Here is a 21,155-nt window from a genome sequence, read left to right as displayed (position 1 = left end):
GGGGGACGCTGTCACCATGCTGCTCGCCGACCTGACCTGGACCGAGCTGACCGGCCGGGCGCCCACCGTCGTCGTCCCGGTGGGGTCGGTCGAACAGCACGGGCCGCACCTCCCCCTGGGGACCGACACGCTCTTCGCGTCGGTACTCGCGGCCGCGCTGCACGACGCCGACCCGGAGCTCGTGCTCGCCCCCGCACTGGCCTACGGGGCGGCCGGTGAGCACGAGGGGTTCCCCGGCACGGTGTCGATCGGGGAGGACGCGCTGCGCACCGTGCTGGTCGAGTACGGCCGCTCGGCCTGCCGGTGGGCGTCGCGGCTGGTGCTGGTCAACGGGCACGGCGGGAACGTCGCGGCGCTGCGGTCGGCCGTCACGCTCCTGCGCTACGAGGGCCGCGACGCGGCCTGGCTGCCGTGCTCCGCGCCCGTCCCGGGGGTCCCGCTCGACGCGCACGCCGGCCGGTACGAGACGTCGCTGCTGGAGCACGTCGATCCCGCGCTGGTCCGCCGGGAGCACGCGGCCGCCGGGGACACCCGGCCGCTGCGCGAGGTGATCGGCGAGCTGCGCGCGGGCGGCGTGGCCGCGGTCAGCCCGAACGGGGTGCTGGGCGACCCGTCGGGCGCGTCGGCCGCCGAGGGCGGGCGGGTGCTCACCGCGATCGTCGACGCGGCGTCGGCCGCGATCGACGCCTGGGACCCGGACCCGGAGACCGGGCGCCTGCGCGTCCCCGCCCGGTAGGCCCCGCGGTCAGGAATGCACGAGCAGCGGGACCAGCTGCTCGTCCGCGGTGAAGGACCCGTGCTGTCCGGGGAACGACGACAGGTACGGCTCGGCCTCCGAGCGCACCACCGCGGCCGTCCCGCGCAACGCCACGACGACGTCCCCGATCCGGTCCCGCACCCGCTCGCCGACCGGGCCGAACCAGCCCTCGGCGACCGCCTCGTCCCGGGACGCCACCCACGCGTCCTCGCCGAGGACCGCCCGCCAGGCGGCCAGCACGTCGCCGGCGGCGCCCGGCTCGGTGTAGACGTGCCGGGCCCGGGGATCACCCCCGAGCAGGGCGACGCCCGACCGCAGCTCGGGCCGCTCGTCGGCGTCGACGAGCCGGTCCACGGTGACCATCCCGTGGTCGCCGGTGACGGCCAGCAGCGTCCCGGCGGGCAACGCCTCGACCAGCATCCCGAGCAGCGCGTCGATCTGGCGGAGCTGCCAGCGCCAGGCCGGGGCGCCCGGGCCGTACACGTGCCCGAGGGCGTCGAGATCGGCGTGGTAGCCGTAGACCAGCCGCGGGCCCGGCCCGGCCGCGCCGTCCACGATCTCCGCGGCGAGGTCGCCCAGCGCCGCCACCCCGCGGTACTCCCCGCCGCGCAGCCCGGACCGGGTCAGCCCGGACGTGCGGAACGCCCGTGGCGACACCGTCCGCACCGCGACGCCCGCCGCCGCGGCCCGCTCCAGCGCGGTCGGCTCCGGCTGCACCCGCTCGGGGACGAGGTCGTCGCGGCGGTCCTTCCGGGCGACCGACCAGCCCAGCGCGTCGAGCAGCTCGCCGCCGACCCGGAACGACAGCCCCAGCGTCCCGTGCGCGCCCGGGGGCAGGCCGGTCCCGAGCGAGGTGAGGCTGATCGGGGTGGTCGACGGGAACCCCACGGTCAAGGGTCCCGCGTCGGCGAGGCCGGCGAGGACCGGGGCGTCGGCGGCGTGCGCGCGGAGCAGCTCGTGGCCCAGCCCGTCGACCAGCAGCAGGACGGCTGCCCGTGCGGGTGGCAGCGCGAACGCCGGCGGCCGTTCGTCGAGCGGCGAGCCGATCGCGTGCAGCAGGGCGGGGAGGACGTCGGCCAGCGTCGCGGTGCCGTAGCGGGGCAGGAGATCCGGCATGACGACGAGTGTGCCGCCCGGACGGGACCACGGTCCGGGGAGTATCGACTCGGTGGCGGCGGGGATGGCACGCTCGGCCGGTGACCACCGCGGCCCGCTCCGAGACCACGCCCCCCGGTGCCCCCGCCGAGGGAGGCGGGCCCGCGGACCGGCGTCTCCCGGACGGGTTCCGGGTGCTGCTCGACCGGCGGACCCGGCGGATCGACGGCGGCGCGGCGCTGCTCGGCGGCGCCCCGCCCCGGCTGGTGCACCTGTCGGCGCGGGCCCGGGAGCTGCTGCCCCCGCCGGGCGGGATCCTGGAGGTCGCCTCGCCGACGCACCGGGCGCTCGCCCGGACCCTGCTCGACGCGGGTCTCGCCCACCCCGTCGCCGGGGCCGGCCCGGCGTCCGGGGGGCACACGGCGGCCGCGGTGACCGTCGTCGTCCCCGTGAAGGACCGGCCGCTGGACCGGTTGCTCGCCGCGCTCGGTCCGGTCGGTGCAGGTCCGGGGGCACCCGGCGGGCTGGTCGTCGTCGACGACGGGTCGACGGAGCCCGGTCCGCTGCGGCGCGACGCCGAGGCCGCGGGCGGGCGGGTCGTCCGGCACGCCACGCCGCAGGGCCCCGCCGCCGCCCGCAACGCCGGCCTCGCGGCGGCCCGCACCCCGTTCGTCGTGTTCGTCGACTCCGACGTCGTCCCCGAGCCGGGCTGGCTGGAACCGCTGCTCGCGCACCTGGCCGATCCCGCGGTCGGGCTCGTCGCCCCGCGGATCGTCGCGCTCGACCCCGAGCGCGGCTCCGGCCTGCGCGGGACGGTCGGGCGCTACGAGGCCGTCCGGTCGTCGCTGGACCTGGGGCCGGACCCGGCGCTGGTCGTGCCCCGCTCGCGGGTCGCCTACGTGCCGAGCGCGGCGATGCTCGTGCGGGCCGAGGCGGTCGCAGGTGCCGGTGGGGCGTTCGATCCGGACATGCACGTCGCCGAGGACGTCGACCTGGTGCTGCGGCTGCACCGCGCGGGCTGGGCGATGCGCTTCGAACCGCAGTCACGGGTCGCCCACGACCACCGCACGCGTCCGGGGGAGTGGCTGCGCCGCAAGGCCTTCTACGGCACCGGAGCGGCCCCGCTGGCGCAGCGGCACCCGGGCGCGGTCCCGCCGGTGGTGCTCTCGCCCTGGACGGCCGCGGTGTGCCTGCTGCTGCTCGCCCAGCGTCGCGGGGCGACGGCCGTCGCGGGCGTCGTGACGATGCTGGCCACCGAGCGGCTGTCCCGGAAGCTGACCCGGCTGGACCGCCCGCGGCGCAGCGCCGCCCGGCTCACCGGGCTCGGGCTGTGGGGGGCGCTGGCGCAGACGGCGTCGGCGCTGACCCGGCACTTCTGGCCGGTCGCCGCGCTCGCGCTGCCGTTCTCGGCGCGCGCCCGCCGGGCCGTGGCGGTGGCGGCACTGGCGGAGGGCGTGGCGGACTGGTGGACGCACCGTGACCGCGACCCGCGCGTGCGGGTGCCGTTCGCCCTGCACCTGGTCGCACACCGGCTCGACGACCTGGCCTACGGGGCCGGTCTCTGGTGGGGCGCGTGGCGCAGGCGGACCACCGCTCCGCTGCGCCCGGCGGGCCCCGGATCCCGCCGGTGAGGCCCCGACTCCCGGGCCGGTGACCTAGGTTAGGCTGACCTGACTCGTCAAGATCGGACCACTCCGTCCGGGTTGGTCTGAACGAGTGATTTGTGTTGTGTCACGGATCCGTGTCTGCGGTCCGTTCCGATGATCCACCCCGCGGTTGCGGGCAGCGCCTCCGAGTGGCCCCGGTCACGCACCCGACACGCCGCACGGCCGGCCGTCGGGCCCGCTCCGTTCTTCTTGCCACCCAGGAAGATCGGGAGTGTGATGTGGGCGCTGCCACACGACACGGTGTCGGCAGCCAGGCGCGCCACCGTCGGTCGCGACCGCAGCGGCGCAACTCGAACGAAGTCCCCGGTAGACCCCGCGCGGCCCAGTGCGGGTCGCGTACGAGGAGTGAGAGTTCATGACAGAGGTCCGGGTCACCGTCGACGGCGTGAACTACGCCGACGACGTCGAGCCCCGCATGTTGCTCGCGCAGTACCTGAGGGAGACGCTGGGCAAGACGGGGACGCTGATCGGCTGCGACACCAGCAACTGTGGTGCCTGCACCGTCCATCTGAACGGGCAGAGCGTGAAGTCCTGTTCGGTCCTCGCCGTCCAGGCCGACGGCAGCGAGGTCACCACCATCGAGGGCCTCGCCCGGGACGGGAACCTGCACCCGGTGCAGGAGGCGTTCCGCGAGTGCCACGGCCTGCAGTGCGGCTACTGCACGCCGGGAATGATCATGGCCGCGGTGGACCTGCTCGGGGACAACCCCGACCCGTCCGAGGACGAGGTCCGTGAGGGCATCGAGGGCAACCTCTGCCGCTGCACGGGCTACCAGAACATCGTGCGGGCGGTGCAGAGCGCGGCGCAGACCATGAAGCCGGGCGCCGCGCAGCCGGCCGGCCAGAGCGCCGCCCCGGTCGCGGGAGGGAACTGAGTTGACGACGACCGCCGAACCCACCACCACCGGCGAGATCGGCAGGGCCCGGGTCCGCAAGGAGGACCAGCGCCTGATCACCGGCCGGTCCCGCTACACCGACTCGATCACCCCGCCGGGGACCGTGCACATCGCCGTCGTCCGCTCGACGATCGCGCGCGCCACGATCACCTCCATCGACAAGTCCGAGGCCGAGAAGGCCCCGGGCGTCTTCGGCGTCTACACCGCGGCCGACCTGGGTGCCGAGGAGGTCGGCATGCCCTGCGCATGGCCGATCACCCCGGACCAGAAGGCCCCGCAGCGTCCCGTGCTCGCCGTCGGGCGGGTCAACTTCTCGGGTGAGGGCGTGGCCGTCGTCGTCGCACGGTCGGCCGCCGCGGCACGGGACGCCGCCGAGCTCGTCGAGATCGACTACGAGCCGCTCGACCCGGTCCTCGACATGGAGGCCGCCGCCCAGGACGGCGCGGAGCTGGTGCACCCGGACCTCGGCACGAACGTCTCCGCCACCTGGGTCTTCGACTCCGGCGAGGTCGGCACCGGTGCGAGCGTCACCGATGCGATCACGACCGCCGAGGCCGACGACGACCAGATCGTCGTCCGCCGCCGGTTCCGCCAGCAGCGGCTCATCCCGGCGTTCATGGAGCCCCGCTCCTGCGTCGTGGACCCGACCGGCGAGCAGCTGACCATCTGGGCCGCGACCCAGGTACCGCACATCCTCCGCACCATGACCACGGTGACCCTCGGGGTCCCCGAGTCGAAGCTGCGCGTGATCGCCCCGGACGTCGGCGGCGGTTTCGGCGGCAAGATCGGTGTGCTGCCCGAGGAGATGCTCTGCGTGCTGCTCGCGCAGAAGCTGAACAAGCCGGTCAAGTGGACCGAGACCCGCAGCGAGTGCATGCTCACCGCGCACCACGCCCGGGACCAGATCCAGGACCTGGTGATGACCGCCAAGAAGGACGGCACCATCACCGGCTTCGACGTCCACCTCTACGCCGACATGGGCGCCTACCTGGGCCTGGTCGGGCCCGGTGTGCCGATCCTCGGCGCGTTCATGTTCAACGCGATCTACAAGATCCCGGCGCTGCGCTTCACCTGCTCCAACGTCTTCACCAACAAGACGCTCACCGACGCCTACCGCGGCGCCGGCCGTCCGGAGGCCACCTTCGGCATCGAGCGGATGATGGACGAGCTCGCCGTCGAGCTCGGCCGGGACCCGATGGAGCTCCGCGAGCAGAACTGGATCAAGCACGAGGAGTTCCCGTTCGACACCGTCGTGGGCCTGACCTACGACACCGGCAACTACGAGCAGGCCACGCAGCGCGCGATGGAGCTGTTCGACTACGCCGGTCTGCGCCGTGAGCAGGAGGAGCGGCGCAAGTCGGGCGACCCGGTGCAGCTGGGCATCGGCATCTCGACCTTCACCGAGATGTGCGGCCTCGCGCCGTCGCGCGTGCTCGGCTCGCTGGACTACGGCGCCGGCGGCTGGGAGGCCGCGAGCATCCGGATGCTGGCCACCGGCAAGGTCGAGGTCACCACCGGTGCCTCCGCCCACGGCCAGGGCCACGAGACGGCGTTCTCCCAGATCGTCGCGGACAAGCTGGGCGTCGGGTTCGACGACGTCGAGATCCTGCACGGGGACACCCAGGTCGCGCCGAAGGGCCTCGACACCTACGGCTCGCGCTCGCTGGTCGTCGGCGGTGTCGCGATCGTCAACGCGGCCGACAAGGTCATCGAGAAGGCCCGGAAGATCGCCGCGCACCTGCTCGAGGCGTCCGAGGACGACCTCGAGTTCGCGAACGGCCAGTTCACGGTCAAGGGCACCGACAAGGGCAAGGCCATCCAGGAGATCGCGTTCGCCACCTTCATGGCGCACGACTACCCGGAGGGCATGGAGCCGTCGCTGGACTCGGACGCCGTGTTCGACCCGGAGAACTTCTCCTTCCCGCACGGCACGCACCTGTGCGCCATGGAGGTCGACACCGACACCGGCCGGGTCACCCTGCGCAAGTACGTCTGCGTCGACGACATCGGGAACGTCATCAACCCGCTGATCGTCGAGGGCCAGGTGCACGGCGGCCTCGCCCAGGGCATCGCGCAGGCGCTGTTCGAGGAGGCGAACTACGACGACCAGGGCACCCTGGTGAACGCCACGTTCGTCGACTACACGCTGCCGTCGGCGGCGGACCTGCCGAGCTTCACCACCGAGACGGTGTCGACCCCGTCGACCACCAACCCGCTCGGGGTGAAGGGCGTCGGGGAGGCGGGCACCATCGCCTCCACCCCAGCGATCGTCAACGGCGTGCTCGACGCGATCCGGCACCTCGGTGTGGACGAGATCGAGATGCCGACGACGTCGCAGCGGGTCTGGCGCGCGCTGCAGGTCGCGAAGGGCCACGCGGCCCAGGAGACCCCGAGCGACACCCACTCGCCGGGTGCCGGCCTGGGTTCGATCGACCCGAACAACCCCAAGGGAGAGGTCCAGTGATCCCGGCGAAGTTCGACTACGTCCGGCCCGGCTCCGTCGAGGAGGCCGTGACCGCGCTGCAGCAGGCCGGCGAGGACGCCAAGATCCTGGCCGGCGGGCAGAGCCTGCTGCCGGTCCTGCGGCTGCGGATGGCGGCGCCGTCCACGGTCGTCGACCTCGGCGGGATCCCCGAGCTCAAGCGGATCGGCGAGGACGACCAGTACGTCATGGTCGGCGCGATGGCCACGCACCACGAGGTCATGCGCAACGACCTGGTCAAGAAGCACGTCGAGCTGATCTCGCAGGCCACCGAGACGGTCGCGGACCCGCAGGTCCGGCACCGCGGCACGCTGGGCGGCGCGCTCGCGCACGCCGACCCGGCGGGTGACCTGGGTGCCGCGGCGCTCGCCCTGGACGCCGAGTTCGTCATCCTCGGGCAGGGCGGGACCCGGCTGGTGCCTGCCACGGAGTTCTTCCAGGACTACTTCACCACCGCGATCGGCGAGGGCGAGATCCTCACCATGATCCGGTTCCCGAAGTACACCGGCTGGAAGACGCACTACGAGAAGTTCAACCGGGTCGCGCAGGCGTGGTCGATGGTGGCCGTCGCCGTCGCGCTCAAGGTGGACGGCGGCACCATCTCGGAGGCCCGGGTGGGTCTGACGAACATGGGCAACGTCCCGATCCGGGCGACCGGTGTCGAGCGGGCGCTGGTGGGGCAGGCGGCAGGTCCGGACGTCGCGAAGGCGGCAGCCGGACACGCCACCGAGGGCACCTCCGCTCCGAGTGACGCGGACGCCGCGGCCGACTACCGTGAACACCTGGCGAAGGTGCTCACCGGGCGGGCCGTGCTGGCCGCCGCCGGCTGAGGACCGACGAAGCTCGGGAAGGGGCGCCTGTCCGGGACCTCCCGGACAGGCGCCCCTGTCGTTTCCCGCCTGGCTGGAGGCAGTGAGAGAAGATGCAGCTGGAGAACAAGTTCACGATCGCGGCGCCGATCGAGGACGCCTGGAAGGCGCTCAACGACCCGGAGCTCATCGCGCCGTGCTTCCCGGGGGCCACCCTCACCGAGTACGAGGGTGACTCGTTCCAGGGCACGGTGAAGGTCAAGCTCGGCCCGATCTCGTTGACCTACAAGGGCAAGGGCACCTACGTCGAGCGCGACGACGCCAACCACAAGGTCGTCATCGACGCGTCCGGCCGCGACGCCCGCGGCAACGGCACCGCGAAGGCGATCGTGACCGGGACGATGGTCGCCGACGGCCCGGACAAGACCTCGGTCACGATGGTCACCGACATGACCGTCACCGGCCGGCCGGCGCAGTTCGGCCGCGGGGTCATCTCCGACGTCGCCGACAAGATCATCGGTCAGTTCTCGTCGTGCGTGGCGGACAAGCTGACCGGCGGCGGCGCGTCGTCGAACGGCGCGGGGCAGAAGCACGCGGCCGACGAGACCGGCCCGATCCCGGCCGTCCCGCCGGGCCCGGGTGAGCAGGCGAAGGCGGCCACGCCGGCGCCCGTGGCTCGCCCGCAGAGCAACCCGGTCGAGGCCATCGACCTGCTCGACTCGGCAGGCGCCCCGGTGCTCAAGCGGCTCGCGCCGGTGCTGGGCGGGCTCGGCCTGCTCGCGCTGATCTTCCTGATCGTCCGGCGGGCCCGTAGCGGCGGCTCGGAGGACTGAGTCCTCGCACGCCTCCGACGACGCACGCGGGCCGGTTCCCCCACGGGGACCGGCCCGCGCTGCGTCGGTACCCGGGTGTGCGGCTGCGCGGGGCCGGGTGTCCGGGGAGGATGGTGCGGTGCGCGCGGGAACGGGCAACGGACTGACCGACGTGACCGGGCTGCGGGTCGGGCACGCCTCCCTGGCCGGCCCGGGCGCCCGGAGCGGCAGCACCGTGGTGCTCGCGCCACCGGGCGGGGCGGTGGCCGGGGCGGACGTCCGCGGGGCCGCGCCCGGGACGCGCGAGACCGACCTGCTGCTGCCGACCGCCATCGTGCAGCGGGTGCACGCGATCACGTTGTCCGGTGGGAGCGCGTTCGGCCTCGACGCGGCGTCCGGTGTGATGGCCCGCCTGGAACGCGACGGCGAGGGCTTCCCGGTGCCGGGCGCGGTGGTCCCGATCGTCCCGGCGGCGGTGGTCTTCGACCTCGGACGCGGTGGTGACCCGGCCGCCCGGCCGCCCGCGGAGACCGGCGCGGCCGCCTACGACGCCGCCCACGACGGCCCGGTCGGGCAGGGCTCGGTCGGTGCCGGGACGGGGGCCGTGGCGGGTGGCCTGCGCGGCGGGATCGGCACGGCGTCCGCGGTCCTCGGCTCCGGCGCGACCGTCGCCGCGCTGGTGGTGCTGAACTCGGCGGGGACGGCGGTGGACCCGGTGACCGGCGTCCCGTTCGGTGCCCGCTACGGGCTGCCCGGCGAGTTCCCCGGGGCCCCGGCCCCCGCGGACCGCGTCGCCGAGCTGTACGAGGGGCACGTCAACCCGCTCGGCACGGCGACCACGCTGGTGGTGCTCGCGACCGACGCCGCACTGGACAAGCCGGGCTGCACCCGGCTCGCGACGATGGCGCACGACGGTCTCGCCCGCTCCATCCATCCCGTGCACACCCTCCGGGACGGCGACTGCGCGTTCGGCCTGGCGACCGGCACCGGCCCGGCACCCGACGTGGCCGGGACCTTCGAGCTGCAGGCCGCGGCGGCCGACGTCACGGCCCGGGCCGTCGTGCACGCCCTGCTCGCGGCGGAGGCGGCACCGGACCGGCCGTCGTACTCGTCGCTGGTGGCCGGATGAGCGAGCCGAACCCCTGGCTGGGACGGCCGCGCCCGGCCCGCCCGGAGCCGGTGCCCGACCCGGACGAGGTCCGGCTGGTGGGCCCGCGTCGCCGGACGGCGGTGGCGCGGGCGGTGAACGACGTCGTCCGCGGGGTGCACGTGCGGGCGTTCGACCACGGCTGGACGGTGTCGACCGTCAGCGGCCACATCACGCTGTGCCACACGCTCGCCGAGCTGCTCGACGTCGTCGCGGCACCGGAGGACCGGGTGATGCTGCGGGCGACCGCGCTGGCCGCCGCCGACCGGACCGCCGGGGCGTCCTGACGGTCCGCCCCGGCCACGTGCCGGATCAGTCGTCGTGCCGGTCGTCGCGGTCGTCGTCGCGGTCGTCGTCGGCGCGGTCGAACTCGACGTCGGTGACCCGGCCCGCCCCGGCGGCGTCGAGGGCGATGCGCTCCGCGGCCGCGCGGTCGACGGCGGCGCCGGCCGGGGCCCGCTCCGCGGCGGGGACGGGGAGCTCGGGCGGGACGACACCCGTCGTCGGGGCGGGACCACCGGACGACGCCGGGGCGACCGCGGCGACCGGCTGCGCGGTGAGCTCGGTGGGTCCGCCGTGCCCGAGCGCGAGGGCGGTGCCCCCGCCGACGAGCAGCAGACCGGTGGCGGCGACGGCGGCGACGGTGAGCGGGGTACGCATCGTGGATCTTCCTCCGGGACGTTCTCGCTGGTCCGGGGCGGTGTGCCCCGGTGACTGGTGAGAACTCTGCCGACCGGCGCACCAAGAGCGCGCTGTGCGATCCCTAAGGCGTCGTTAGGGATCTGCGGGTCCGAACTACAGTCGTCCGGGTGTCGACCATCAGCTCGGACGAGGGAGTGGCGCGCCGGCTGAAGGCCCTGGCCTGCACGGCGCCGCTGCACGACCTCGACGCCCGCAAGGGCCGCCTCGAGTGGGACGCCGTCGGCTACCAGATGGCGGAGATCGGGCTGCAGGCGATCGACCAGGTCACGCTGGCCATGGACTTTGACCACGGCGCCGACCACTCGGAGGTCGTGCGGCGGCTGCTGCCGTTCGTCGCCGCCCAGGTGCCGGACGCGCCGCGGTCCGAGCACGCCAGGGTCGCGCAGTGGGTGATCGACAACCTGGTCAACGTCGGCAGCATCGACCGCGGGTTCGCCGTGGAGTACGGCGCCACCGACGCCGACGGCCGCTACGTGCGCCGCAGGTTCGACTTCAAGCTGCTCGTCGAGGTCGCAGCGCCGGACGGCGGGGTGTACCTGCGCGCGTCCGACGAGGCGATCAACGTGCTGGTCGGGGCGCTGGACACCGACGTGGAGTCCGCCCAGGAGGCGGCCGAGACCAAGCTGGAGACGCTGATCGTCCGGGGCAGGCTCGGCGACGCGCGCCTCGCTGCGGAGCAGGCCCGCTACCGCACCGTGCAGTACGCGGAGTCGCTGCGGCGCAAGCTCGAGGCCACCCGCCGCGACGTACGCTCGGTGGACTGGCTGGACGCCGTCCCGCAGCTGCTGAACGAGGCACTGACCCACATCGAGGCCCGGTACCGCGCCGAGACGGTGATCAAGGCGAACATCGCCGACGCCCGCGACGAGGCGGCCGAGCCGGAGCGGCGCCGCCAGGCCGCGGAGCTCGTCGCGGTCGTGGACGACTGCATCCAGCGCCACACCCAGTTGCAGGCGAGGCTGCAGGAGGCGGGCGCCGCCTTCCGGGCCGAGCAGGACCGCCAGCAGTTCTCCGGGAAACCGAAGCGGGCCTCGGTCGACGTGTTCGGGCAGCTGCTGCGCCCGTCGCTGGGGCTCACCGTCGGCGCCGCGCACGATCCGGCGACCGCGTGGTTCACCGCGGGCACCGGGGTGCGGAACCCGTCGGTGCCGAGCCTCGGCGGGCTGGTCGAGACGTTGCTGACGCCGCCGACCGACCGCGACCCGTTCGGTTCCGAGGTCCCCGCGCCGGAGCTCGCGCCGCAGCCGCGGGAACGGTTCGGCGTGGACACCTGGGCCGGCACCGACGCCGTCCTGCCGCAGGAGGCCGAGCACCCGGTGCGGCTGTCCGAGGCGCTGGCCAGGGCCCGCGCCGCGGGGCCCGACCTGCCGCAGCTCGTCGCGCTGCGCGCGGTGCACGCGCTGGGCACGGCGATCGGCACCGCCCGCACCCAGGGCGACCCGTCCGTGCTGATCGCGGTCGACGACGGGACCGTGCTGGACGACCCGGAGTTCGGCGGCGCGGACCTGCTGCTGGCCGTGGCCGGCGTCGAGGGGGAGAAGCGATGAGCGACGTCGAGACGGCCGCCCGGCTCGTCGCGTTCGGGATGCGGCCCAAGGCGCTGCCCGGCCGCGACCCCGACTACGCCGACCTGGTCCGCCGCTACCGCGAGGACGACGACTTCCGCACCACCGTGCAGCGGGTCGCGTCCGGGCTGGGGCTGGTCGTGCTGACCGTCGACGCCGCGCCGGGCATCGTCCTCGCCGCGACCGAGGGCTCGGTCTTCGAGATCCGGATGGACGAGTACGCGCGCCGCACCGCGCTGGCGAACCGGCAGGCGGACAAGGTGCTGCACGGCATCGCGCACCTCGCCGTCGCCGCGCTGGCCTTCCCCCGGCCCGACGACCTCGGCGACGACTCCTACGTCGGCCGCGTCTCGGTGGAGCTGGTCGACGGCGCCGTCCGCGAGGCGTGCCGGGCGCTGAACGAGCGGGCCGCGGGCCCGGCCGACCCCGAGTCGGACGCGCCGCAGCTCGAGGAGGTCTGGCGGGTGTGGCTGCGCCGTCCCGAGGCGACGGCGACGAAGGACGGCCGGGCCGGCGAGTCCACCACCCGCGGGATCGTCGGGAAGGCGCTCCGGTTCCTCGCCGACCAGGGCTTCCTGGTGCCGGTCGGTGCCGAGGGCGCGTTCCGGACGACGCCGCGCTACCAGGTGCAGGTCCGTGAGCTGGCCGCGCAGCGCGCGTTCGACGAGCTGCTGTCGCTCGGGGTGCTCCCGGCCGGTGCAGCGGCGGGGACTCTGGTGGCGGAGCCGGCCGGGAACGGTGTGGTCGACGGGCCGGGTGCCGGTTCCGGTGAGGTCGCTGCCTGGGGAAGCGATTCCGCGGAGGGTGAGGCGGGTGGCGCTGCGGTGTCGGGCCCGTCGGGTGTCGGTTCCGGCGACATCGCTGCCTGGGGAAGCGATTCCGCAGAAGGCGATGCGGGCGGTGCCCCGGCGTCCGGCCCGCCGGACACCGGTTCCGGGGACGAGCCGGCGGACCGGCCGGAGGAGCGCCATGTATGAGCTGACCCGCGTCCGTCTCTTCTCGGTCGGCCCCACCGCCGCCCGCTACCAGGACGTCTCGCTCGACCTGCGCGGCGTCGGGCGCCCGGTGAAGGTGGCGGTGCAGGAGGACCTGTTCGCGCCGGACGCGCTCGACCGCACGACCCCGCGGCGGCCGTCGGCGGCGTCGGTGCTGTTCCTGGAGAACGGCGGCGGCAAGTCCGTCCTGCTCAAGCTGATCTTCTCGGTGCTGCTGCCGGGGCGCCGCCAGGTCGTGGGCACGACGAGCACGACGGTCCTGGAGAACTTCGTGCTCGCCGAGGACGTCGCGCACGTCGTCTGCGAGTGGATGCACGTCGGGACCGGCGCGCTGCTGGTCACCGGCAAGGCGTCGGAGTGGCGCGGGCACGTGGCGTCGTCGGACCCGGAGAAGCTGGCCGACGCCTGGTACGCGTTCCGTCCCGCGCCCGGGTTCGGTCTCGACGACCTGCCCTTCACCCACGACCGGAAGCGGATCACCCTCGCGTCGTTCCGGGAGCGGCTGCACGCCGCCCACCGCGACCATCCCGGCATCGAGCTGGCCTGGGAGACCGGGCACCGGGACTGGACCCGGCACCTCGTCGAGATCGGGCTGGACCCCGAGCTGTTCCGCTACCAGCGGGCGATGAACGCCGGCGAGGGCGAGGCCGCGGAGGCGTTCTCGTTCTCCAGCGACGAGGCGTTCGTCGACTTCCTGCTCCGTGCGGTGCTGGACCCGGAGGAACCGCAGAACGTCGCCGAGCTCGTCGCCGGCTACGCCGACCGGCTGGCGCAGCGGGAGGAGCTGGAGTCGGAGCGCGAGTTCGTCGACGGCACGCTGTCCCGGCTGGAGCCGATGGTGGAGGCGGAGGAGACGGCGGCGGCCGCGCGGTCGGCGGAGGACACGGCCCGCGCTGCGCTGCGCACGACGGCCGAGGGCATCGCCGCCCGGCGGGTCGCGGAGTCGACCCGCGCGGAGACGACCCGGACCACCGTCACGGAGGCCGTCGCGGCCGAGCAGGAGGCCGCGGCCTCGTCGGAACGGTTGCAGGACACCGTCGGCGAGCTGCGCCGGCTGACCGCGGAGCTCGCGGTGCGGGCCGCGGAGGAGACCGCCGCGACGGCGACGCGGGAGCGTGACGAGGCCGCGTCCGTGTCGTCGGCCCGCGACGCCGTCGAGCCGGTGCTCGCCCACCGCGTCGCCGCGGCCGAGGCCGCCCGGCTGCGCAGCCGCGTCGACGAGGAGGAGCAGAAGGCACGCCCAGCCCTGCAGGCCCGCCAGGACGCCGCCCGCGAGCTGTCCGCCGCGCTGCTGCGGACCGCCGGTGAGGCCGACGCCGCAGCGGAGGCGGCGGAGGAGACCCGGTCGGCCGCCGACGACCGGGCCACCGAGGCCCGCTCCGAGCAGGTCGGCCGCGCGGCCGACGCCGCACGCGCCGAGAGCACGGTCTCGCAGGCCGAGGAGTCCCTCGCCGACCTGGACCGGCGGGTCGCCGCCGCCGTGAAGGCCGGTCACCTGAAGGCCGGGTCCGGGCCCGACGACGTCGAGCACGAGGCCCCCGCCGCGGAGCGGGACGCCGCGGCGACCGCGACGGCGCTGGCCGACGTCGACACCGCCGCCTCCGGGATCCGCGACGAGCGCCGGGCCGCCGAGGCGCGCCGCACCGCCGCCCAGGACGCCGCGGCCACCGCCCGGGCCGCCGCGGCGTCGGCGGAGACCGCGCGGGCCGGCGCCGCAGCCGAGAGCGACGACCTGGCGGGCGAGCCCCGCCCGGCCGAGCTGCTCGGTGTCGAGACGGTCCGGGCCGCCGCGGATGCCGGCCTCGTCGTCGAGACGATCACCGCCGCCGTCCGGGGCGCGGAGCGCGAGCGGACCTCGCTGCTCGGCGACCAGCGCCGGGACGAGCGCGCACTGCACGCGCTCGGCGACGGCGGGCTGCTGCCGGACCCACAGGAGATCGAGTCGGTGCTGGAGGTGCTGGAGAAGGCCGGCATCACCGCGTGGTCCGGTCGCCGGTACCTCGCGACGCTCCCGCCCGCGGACCGCACGACCGTGCTGGAGCGGCTGCCGCACCTGGCCGGCGGGATCCTCCTCAACGACGCCGCCGACGCCCCGCGAGCCCGCACCGAGCTCGACGAGGCCCGGCTGCTCCCGGCGTCGCTGGTCGCCGTGGGGTCCACCGCCGCGGTGGACGCCGGGACGGACGCGGCACCGGGGATCGAGCTCGTCGTCCCGCCCAACCCGGCGCTGCACGACGAGGACGCCGCCGAGGAGGTCCGGCTCCGGCTGGTCGCCGAGACCACCGACCGGTCCGCGCGGATCGCCGCGCTCGAGGAGACGCTCGACTCGGACCGCCGGCTGCGGGACCGGTTCGCGGCGCTGCGGGACCGCCGTCCCACCCTCGACGAGCTGACCGACGCGGCGGCAGGCGTCGAGCGGGAGCGGGACGAGGCCGTCCGCGCCTACCAGGAGACCGTCGCCGAGGTGGCCGCGCTGGACGAGCGCGCCGACCGGCTGACCACCGACCGGCCCGGCCTGGAGCGCACCGCCGCCGACGCCCGTCGCCGTGCCGAGGCGCTCGCCGCGCTCCGTGACGAGCTCGCCCGGCGGCCCGGTGTGGAGGAACGCCGCCGGACCGGGACCGCGGACGCGGCCCGGTTGCGCGACGAGGCGGAGACCGCGGGCGAGAGCGCGACCCGGGCCGGACGCGAGGCGGCGGCCGCGCAGCAGACCCGGGACCGGCAGAAGAGCATCGCGGCGAACGCGCGGGACGAGGCCGCGGGCCTGCCGCTGGAGGAGGCCCCCGACCCGGCCGGTGCGCCGGACACCTCGCTGGCCGAGCTGCGGGACGTCTTCCAGCGCGCCCGCGACGCCTACGCCTCGGCCGCCGTCGACACCGACCTGCGTGGGTCGCTGGAGCGGGCCGAGGCCGACGCCGCGTCGAAGCGGGTCACCGTCGACGGGCTGCCGCGCTCGGTGGTGGAGGCCGCGACGGCGTTCCTGCACACCCCCGACGGCGCCGCCGCGGCGAGCCGCCGGGCCGCCGCCGAGCAGGCCCGGGAGGCCTACGAGCAGGCCGAGGAGCGCAGGCAGAAGGCCAACACCGAGGTCGAGGTGCTCCGCCGCGAGCTGGCATCGCAGCCCGCCGGCGAGCGGCCGATCGACCCGTACGAGCCGCCCCGCGACGTCGAGCACGGCCGCGAGCTGGTGGCCCGGGCGTCGGCGGAGCTCGACGCGGCCGGCACCGAGCTGGAGCGGACCCGGCGGGCCCGGCAGGCCGCCGAGGAGACCCACCGCGACGCCGAGGACGCGTCCCGCGGGTTCGCCCGGATCGTCGAGGGTCTGGAGGAGACGCCGGAGGCGGGCGGGCTCCCGTTCGAGGGCGACGTCGACGAGGCCGTCGCCACCCTGAAGCGGCACCAGGCCCGGGTGCGCGACGCGGTCGCCGAGCGCGGCCGCGCCGACTGCCGGGTGCGCGAGGGCGTCGACGCCGTCGCCCGCTTCGCCCAGGACCCGCGGTTCGCGACGCTGTCGTCGCCGGTGCACCGCCACATCGGCGGGGTGGACCGCGCCGAGATGCCCGGTCTGGCCCGGGAGTGGATCGACGCGCTGCGCCCGCGGCTGCGCTCGCTCGACGACGATCTCGGCAACATCGAGCGGCACCGCTCCGGCATCGTGACGCGGCTGTCCGGGATGGTCGGCGAGGCGCTGCGGATGGTGCGGCTCGCGCAGAAGGTCTCGCAGCTCCCGGACGGCCTCGGTGACTGGTCCGGCCAGCAGTTCCTGCGGATCCGGTTCGAGGAGCTCCCCGACACCGCGCTGCGGCACGAGCTGGGGATCGTCGTCGACCGGACGGCGGAGGCGGCGGCGGCCAAGTCGGGCCGCCCGGCCCGTGAGCGGCGCGACGGCATGTCGATGCTGCTGCGCGGGGTGCGGGCGGCGATGCCGAAGGGCGTCCGGGTGGAGATGCTCAAGCCGGACGCCGTGCTCCGCACCGAGCGGCTGCGGGTCTCCGCGATCAAGGACGTCTTCTCCGGCGGGCAGCAGCTGACGGCCGCGATCGTCCTGTACTGCACGATGGCCGCGCTCCGGGCGCACCAGCGCGGGCACGGGCGTCGTGCGCACGCCGGGGTGCTGTTCCTGGACAACCCGATCGGACGGGCGTCAGCGGGATACCTGCTGGAGCTGCAGTTCGGTGTCGCGCAGGCGCTGGGGGTGCAGCTCGTCTACACCACAGGCCTGTTCGACGCGGGCGCCCTGTCCGGGTTCCCGCTGCTCATCCGGCTCCGCAACGACGCCGACCTGCGCGCGGGCCGGAAGTACCTCTCGGTCGACGAGCGGGTGACGCGGTCGGTGCCGGACGGCGACGAGGGCGGCGGCCGGATCAGCGCGGCCCGCGTCTACCGGCGCGCCGACGCGCCCACCGATCCGGATACGGAGACGGTCCCGGCCACGGGCTCCGAGCCGGGTGAGGACGCCGGGCCGCGGACCGGCAGCGGAGCCGGCCCGGACGGCGTCGCCGCGGCGGGGCCCGCCGGGTCCCCGGGAGCGGGCGACCGGCCCGGCACGGGCGACGACACCGGCCCGGGCCAGAAGTGACCGGTCCCGTCGCGGCGCGGCTGGCGGAGCTGCTGCGGGCCACCGGACGGACCCGGCTCCCGCGGGCGGCGGTCCAGCGCGCCCACCTCGAGGCGGACCCGTCGGTGGCGCCGGCCGACTCGCGTCGAGGCCTGGCTGCGGCACTCGACGAGCTGGCGGCCGCCGGTGTGCTGGTCCCGACCCGGGAGACCGACGACGGCGTCCCGCCGCTGCCGAAGTCGGTGAAACTGCTCCGGCCCGGCGCAGTGGGCCCGGTGGCCGCGGGACCGGGCGGGCGCGGCGTCCCGTGGCACGCCGAGCTCGCCTGGGCCGCGGACCTCCCGCACCCGCCGCCGGTGCTGCGCCGGGTCAGCGACTGGCTCTTCGCCGGTGGGACCCGGGCGGTGGAGGTCCCGCTCCGCGAACGCGCGCTGGAGATCACCGGTGACGAGAAGGCGTTCGACGGGAGGCTGCCCGGCCGGCTCGACCTGGCGACGCTGCGCGCCCGGCGGGTGGTCCCGCCGCTGCACGTCGAGTCGCTGCCCGCCGGGGGCACGGTGCTGCTGGTGGTCGAGAACGCCGACACCGCGGACTCGCTGGTCCGGGCCCTACGTGACGATCCCGGCCCGGTCGCCGGTGTCGCGTGGGGGGCGGGGAACGCGTTCACGGCGTCGGTGCTGCGTCTGCGCGACGACCCGCCGGCGGCGATCCGGTACTTCGGCGACCTCGATCCCGCCGGTCTGCGGATCCCGCGCCGGGCCTCCGAGCTCGCCGTGGCGGAGGGGCTGCCGGAGGTGCGTCCGGCGACCGGGCTGTACCGGGCGCTGCTGGAACACGGGGTGCCCGCACCGTCCGCGCGGATCGACCACTCCGACGTGGACTGGCTCGATCCCGGTCTGCGCGGCCCGGTCCGGGAGCTGTTCGCGTCCGGGATGCGGCTGGCCCAGGAGGCGGTCGGGCACCGTGTCCTGTCCGCAGGCCGGGACTGGCGCACCGGCCTCCCCCCGACCTGACCGCCCCGTCCCGCCCCGCCCCGCCCGGACCCGAGTTCGCACGGGTTCGCTCTCTTCACACGGGATCGGACCCCGTGCGAGGAGAGGGATCCCGTGCGAACCGGGGACGGGGAAGGGGACGGACCGATCAGTCGTCGTCGCGGTCGTCGGTGGAGTCGTCGGTGTCGCCGTCGACGTCGTGGTCGAGGATCTCCCCGGTGGCGGCGTCGACGTCGATGTCGTGCTCCGTGCCGCCGTTGCGGACCTCGATCTCCCAGTGGTCCCGGTCGTCGCGGCCGTCCCGGTCGTCGGCGTCGTCGCGGTCGTCGTCGGCCCGGTCGAACTCGACCTCGGTCACCTGCCCGCCACCGGCCCGCTCCAGGGCGATGCGCTCGGCGGCGGCGCGGTCGACGGCCGGTGCCGCGGCGCCCGCGGGCGGGGCCCCGGTGACCGAGGACAGGGCGACGGGGGCGATCGCGGCGTCCCCCGGGGCGAGGGCCAGCGCGGTCCCTCCGCCGACGAGGAACAGGCCGGCGGCGAGGGCTGCAACGGTGGTCCTGGTACGCATCTCTGATCGTCCTCCGTGTCGTGTCCGCTGGTCGACCGGTGTGTCCCGGTGACAGGGAGAACGATGCCGCCCCGGAGGACAAGGCCGCGCTGTGCGAGTCCTAAGGCGACCTCAAGACCGTCGGGAAGGGATCACTCCGCCGGTGCGGCGAGCTCCAGCTCGACCTGCAGGCCCCCGCCGGGCGGGGAGTGCAGGGCGAGCCGGCCGCCCCCGGAGTCGGCCGTGCGGCGGGCGATGTCGAGGCCGAGCCCGGTCGAGCCCCCGCCGCTGACCCCCCGCGACGTCGGGTCGGAGCCCGGGGGCAGCCCGGGCCCGTGGTCGGTGACGACGAGCCGGGCCCCGCCGCGGGACCGGCCGGTGAGCTCGATCCCGAACGCCGTCCCGTCCGGGGTGTGGGCGAACACGTTGCCCAGCAGCGCGTCCACGCAGGCCTCGAGGTCGCCGCGGGCGCAGCCGACCGGCAGCGGGCCCTCGGCGAGGTCCAGGGTGACGGCGCGGTCGGTGTCCTCGGCGAGCACCTGCCAGAACTCCACCCGTTCCCGGACGACGGCGGCGGCGTCGGCGGACCGGCTCTCCCCGCCCCGGCGCCGGGCCTGCTCGATCGCCCCGGTGACCGCCCGCTGTACACCGTCCACACCGGACGAGATGCGGGCCGACTCGTCGGGGTCCCGCAGCGCCTCGGCGTCGAGCCGCAGCGCGGTGAGCGGGGTCCGGACCCGGTGGGCCAGGTCGGCGACGTTCTCCCGCTCCTCCTTGAGCAGCTCCGAGATCCGGCCCGCCAGCCCGTTCAGCGCCCCGGCGACGACGCCCAGCTCGGCGGGGGCCTCCGGATCGGCGCGGGCCGACAGGTCACCGCGGGCGAGCCGCTCCGAGACCTCGGACAGGTTGGTGGTCGCGTCGACGAGGGTGCGGGCCAGCCGGTCGGCGACGAGCAGGCCACCGGCGAGGAGGACGACCGACAGCCCGGCGAGCAGCAGCCAGGACCGGACGACGCCGCGGTACAGCTCGTCGTCGGGCACGAAGACCCGGATCGCGGCGTTCCCGGCGGGCGTGCCCTGCACGGCGAAGACCATCTCCCGGCCGCCGGGCGCGTCGGTCGACGCGCTCTGCCCGAGCAGGCCGAGCTCCACCAGCCGGCTGCGCGGTGCGGGCGCGCCGACGATGTCGCCGCCGGGCAGGAACACCGAGACGTCGGTGACGTCCGCGGCGTCGGCGCCCTGCACGACGGGCTGCATCGCGGCGCGGTCCCCGGTCGCGACGGTCGGGGTCAGCGACCGGGCCTGCGAGGTGGCCCCCGACAGTGCGGAGTCCTCCGCGACGGAACGGATGAGCGTGGCCAGCGGGATCGCGAACGCGACCAGCACCAGCAGCACCGTCGCACCGACCAGGACGAGGATCCGGCGGCGCATCAGGCGTCACCGGTGGGTGCGGAGAGCCGGACCCCGACCCCGCGCACCGAGTGGAGGTAGCGCGCGGCCTGCGCGGTCTCCCCGAGCTTGCGCCGCAACCACGACAGGTGGACGTCGACGGTCTTGTCCGCGCCGCCGTAGGGCTGCTGCCACACCTCGGTGACCAGCTCCCGCTTGCTGACGACCTGGTCCGCCCGGGCGGCGAGGTAGTGCAGCAGGTCGAACTCGCGCGGGGTGAGCTCCAGCTCGCCGCCGTCGAGGTGCGCGCGGCGCGACCGCGGGTCCACCGACAACCCCCCGACGACGACCGTCGGGTCCGGCGTCCCGTCGCCGAGCCGCCGCAGGACGGCCCGGATGCGGGCGTCGAGCTGCGCGGCGGCGAACGGCTTGACCAGGTAGTCGTCCGCGCCGGCGTCGAGGACGGCGACGATCTCGGACTCGTCGTCCCTGGCGGTCGCGACGATCACCGGGACCGAGCTGGCGCCGCGCAGCATCCGCAGCATCGTGGTGCCGTCCATGCCGGGCAGCCCGAGGTCGAGCACCACCAGGTCGGGCCGGGTGCCGACGGCGGACTCGAGGCCGGCCATCGCGGTGGGGGCGGAGTCGACGGCGTGCCCGCGCTCGGAGAGGCCCCGGATCAGGGCTCCGCGGATGCCGGGGTCGTCCTCGACGATCAGGATCTGGGCCACGGGGACCGAACCT

Annotated in this window: 16 protein-coding genes and 1 pseudogene; 12 read left to right on the top strand and 5 right to left on the bottom strand. The window is 75.6% G+C overall.

Going from position 1 to position 21,155, the window contains the following annotated elements:
• Positions 1-16 precede the first annotated feature (16 nt).
• Positions 17-736 (top strand): mycofactocin biosynthesis peptidyl-dipeptidase MftE, encoded by a 720-nt coding sequence (gene mftE / locus Ae150APs1_RS13515; protein ID WP_075297893.1) that lies wholly within the window; start codon positions 17-19, stop codon positions 734-736.
• A 9-nt stretch (positions 737-745) separates the two neighbouring features.
• Here mftE and Ae150APs1_RS13510 read toward each other — a convergent pair whose 3' ends face one another.
• On the bottom strand, positions 746-1,873 hold the full coding sequence (locus Ae150APs1_RS13510) for a nucleotide pyrophosphatase/phosphodiesterase family protein (RefSeq protein ID WP_075297891.1): 1,128 nt from the start codon (positions 1,871-1,873) through the stop codon (positions 746-748).
• An 80-nt stretch (positions 1,874-1,953) separates the two neighbouring features.
• Here Ae150APs1_RS13510 and mftF point away from each other — a divergent pair, with 80 nt between their 5' ends.
• The 7 genes from mftF to Ae150APs1_RS32035 all read left to right on the top strand — a co-directional run bounded on the left by mftF (position 1,954) and on the right by Ae150APs1_RS32035 (position 9,951).
• Positions 1,954-3,483, top strand: a complete 1,530-nt coding sequence (gene mftF, locus Ae150APs1_RS13505; RefSeq protein ID WP_075297889.1) for a mycofactocin biosynthesis glycosyltransferase MftF — start codon at positions 1,954-1,956, stop codon at positions 3,481-3,483.
• 391 nt (positions 3,484-3,874) lie between these two features.
• On the top strand, positions 3,875-4,393 hold the full coding sequence (locus Ae150APs1_RS13500) for a (2Fe-2S)-binding protein (RefSeq protein WP_010232655.1): 519 nt from the start codon (positions 3,875-3,877) through the stop codon (positions 4,391-4,393).
• A 1-nt stretch (position 4,394) separates the two neighbouring features.
• On the top strand, positions 4,395-6,878 hold the full coding sequence (locus Ae150APs1_RS13495; RefSeq protein ID WP_075297887.1) for a xanthine dehydrogenase family protein molybdopterin-binding subunit: 2,484 nt from the start codon (positions 4,395-4,397) through the stop codon (positions 6,876-6,878).
• Positions 6,875-7,726, top strand: coding sequence for a xanthine dehydrogenase family protein subunit M (locus Ae150APs1_RS13490; protein ID WP_010232657.1), 852 nt, complete (start codon positions 6,875-6,877; stop codon positions 7,724-7,726). Before Ae150APs1_RS13495 ends, Ae150APs1_RS13490 begins: the two co-directional genes overlap by 4 nt.
• 92 nt (positions 7,727-7,818) lie before the next feature.
• The gene (locus Ae150APs1_RS13485; RefSeq protein ID WP_075297885.1) at positions 7,819-8,538 is read left to right on the top strand and encodes an SRPBCC family protein; all 720 of its coding nucleotides are present in this window, start codon (positions 7,819-7,821) and stop codon (positions 8,536-8,538) included.
• 118 nt (positions 8,539-8,656) lie between these two features.
• The gene (locus Ae150APs1_RS13480; protein WP_083680114.1) at positions 8,657-9,646 is read left to right on the top strand and encodes a P1 family peptidase; all 990 of its coding nucleotides are present in this window, start codon (positions 8,657-8,659) and stop codon (positions 9,644-9,646) included.
• A complete protein-coding gene (locus tag Ae150APs1_RS32035) occupies positions 9,643-9,951 on the top strand; it encodes a hypothetical protein (RefSeq protein ID WP_075297881.1) in 309 nt (102 codons plus the stop codon). The genes Ae150APs1_RS13480 and Ae150APs1_RS32035 overlap by 4 nt, the downstream gene beginning before the upstream one ends.
• 25 nt (positions 9,952-9,976) lie before the next feature.
• Here the strand turns inward: Ae150APs1_RS32035 and Ae150APs1_RS13470 are convergent, their stop codons facing one another.
• Positions 9,977-10,324, bottom strand: coding sequence for a hypothetical protein (locus Ae150APs1_RS13470; RefSeq protein ID WP_075297879.1), 348 nt, complete (start codon positions 10,322-10,324; stop codon positions 9,977-9,979).
• Positions 10,325-10,473: 149 nt separating this feature from the next.
• Between Ae150APs1_RS13470 and Ae150APs1_RS13465 the strand changes: the two genes are divergently transcribed.
• The 4 genes and pseudogenes from Ae150APs1_RS13465 (at position 10,474) to Ae150APs1_RS13450 (ending at position 18,497) form a co-directional block, all read left to right on the top strand.
• Positions 10,474-11,913: a hypothetical protein gene (locus tag Ae150APs1_RS13465; RefSeq protein WP_139316902.1), complete on the top strand. Its 1,440-nt coding sequence runs from the start codon at positions 10,474-10,476 to the stop codon at positions 11,911-11,913.
• Positions 11,910-12,620, top strand: a pseudogene (locus tag Ae150APs1_RS13460) (hypothetical protein); the annotation flags it as partial. The gene Ae150APs1_RS13465 and the pseudogene Ae150APs1_RS13460, both read left to right, overlap by 4 nt.
• Before the next feature lie 280 nt (positions 12,621-12,900).
• Positions 12,901-17,505, top strand: coding sequence for a hypothetical protein (locus Ae150APs1_RS13455; protein WP_075297873.1), 4,605 nt, complete (start codon positions 12,901-12,903; stop codon positions 17,503-17,505).
• Positions 17,502-18,497 (top strand): DUF2399 domain-containing protein, encoded by a 996-nt coding sequence (locus Ae150APs1_RS13450; RefSeq protein WP_083680113.1) that lies wholly within the window; start codon positions 17,502-17,504, stop codon positions 18,495-18,497. The genes Ae150APs1_RS13455 and Ae150APs1_RS13450 overlap by 4 nt, the downstream gene beginning before the upstream one ends.
• Positions 18,498-18,624: 127 nt before the next feature.
• Here Ae150APs1_RS13450 and Ae150APs1_RS13445 read toward each other — a convergent pair whose 3' ends face one another.
• The 3 genes from Ae150APs1_RS13445 to Ae150APs1_RS13435 all read right to left on the bottom strand — a co-directional run bounded on the left by Ae150APs1_RS13445 (position 18,625) and on the right by Ae150APs1_RS13435 (position 21,142).
• Entirely contained in the window at positions 18,625-19,044 is a 420-nt protein-coding gene (locus Ae150APs1_RS13445; RefSeq protein ID WP_075297871.1) for a PepSY domain-containing protein, read from the bottom strand.
• A gap of 131 nt (positions 19,045-19,175) precedes the next feature.
• Positions 19,176-20,453, bottom strand: a complete 1,278-nt coding sequence (locus Ae150APs1_RS13440) for an ATP-binding protein (RefSeq protein WP_075297869.1) — start codon at positions 20,451-20,453, stop codon at positions 19,176-19,178.
• On the bottom strand, positions 20,453-21,142 hold the full coding sequence (locus Ae150APs1_RS13435; RefSeq protein WP_075297867.1) for a response regulator transcription factor: 690 nt from the start codon (positions 21,140-21,142) through the stop codon (positions 20,453-20,455). Before Ae150APs1_RS13435 ends, Ae150APs1_RS13440 begins: the two co-directional genes overlap by 1 nt.
• Positions 21,143-21,155 lie beyond the last annotated feature (13 nt).

The sequence above is a fragment of the Pseudonocardia sp. Ae150A_Ps1 genome, assembly GCF_001932315.1.
In the GTDB taxonomy this organism is placed as follows: domain Bacteria; phylum Actinomycetota; class Actinomycetes; order Mycobacteriales; family Pseudonocardiaceae; genus Pseudonocardia.
This window is presented reverse-complemented; position numbering and strand designations above follow the sequence as displayed.

Coding starts and splice junctions, on each gene's coding strand:
- mftE (WP_075297893.1), top strand. CDS start 17: ATGCTGCTCGCCGACCTGACCTGGACCGAGCTGACCGGCCGGGCGCCC.
- Ae150APs1_RS13510 (WP_075297891.1), bottom strand. CDS start 1,873: ATGCCGGATCTCCTGCCCCGCTACGGCACCGCGACGCTGGCCGACGTC.
- Ae150APs1_RS13500 (WP_010232655.1), top strand. CDS start 3,875: ATGACAGAGGTCCGGGTCACCGTCGACGGCGTGAACTACGCCGACGAC.
- Ae150APs1_RS13485 (WP_075297885.1), top strand. CDS start 7,819: ATGCAGCTGGAGAACAAGTTCACGATCGCGGCGCCGATCGAGGACGCC.
- Ae150APs1_RS32035 (WP_075297881.1), top strand. CDS start 9,643: ATGAGCGAGCCGAACCCCTGGCTGGGACGGCCGCGCCCGGCCCGCCCG.
- Ae150APs1_RS13470 (WP_075297879.1), bottom strand. CDS start 10,324: ATGCGTACCCCGCTCACCGTCGCCGCCGTCGCCGCCACCGGTCTGCTG.
- Ae150APs1_RS13455 (WP_075297873.1), top strand. CDS start 12,901: ATGTATGAGCTGACCCGCGTCCGTCTCTTCTCGGTCGGCCCCACCGCC.
- Ae150APs1_RS13445 (WP_075297871.1), bottom strand. CDS start 19,044: ATGCGTACCAGGACCACCGTTGCAGCCCTCGCCGCCGGCCTGTTCCTC.
- Ae150APs1_RS13440 (WP_075297869.1), bottom strand. CDS start 20,453: ATGCGCCGCCGGATCCTCGTCCTGGTCGGTGCGACGGTGCTGCTGGTG.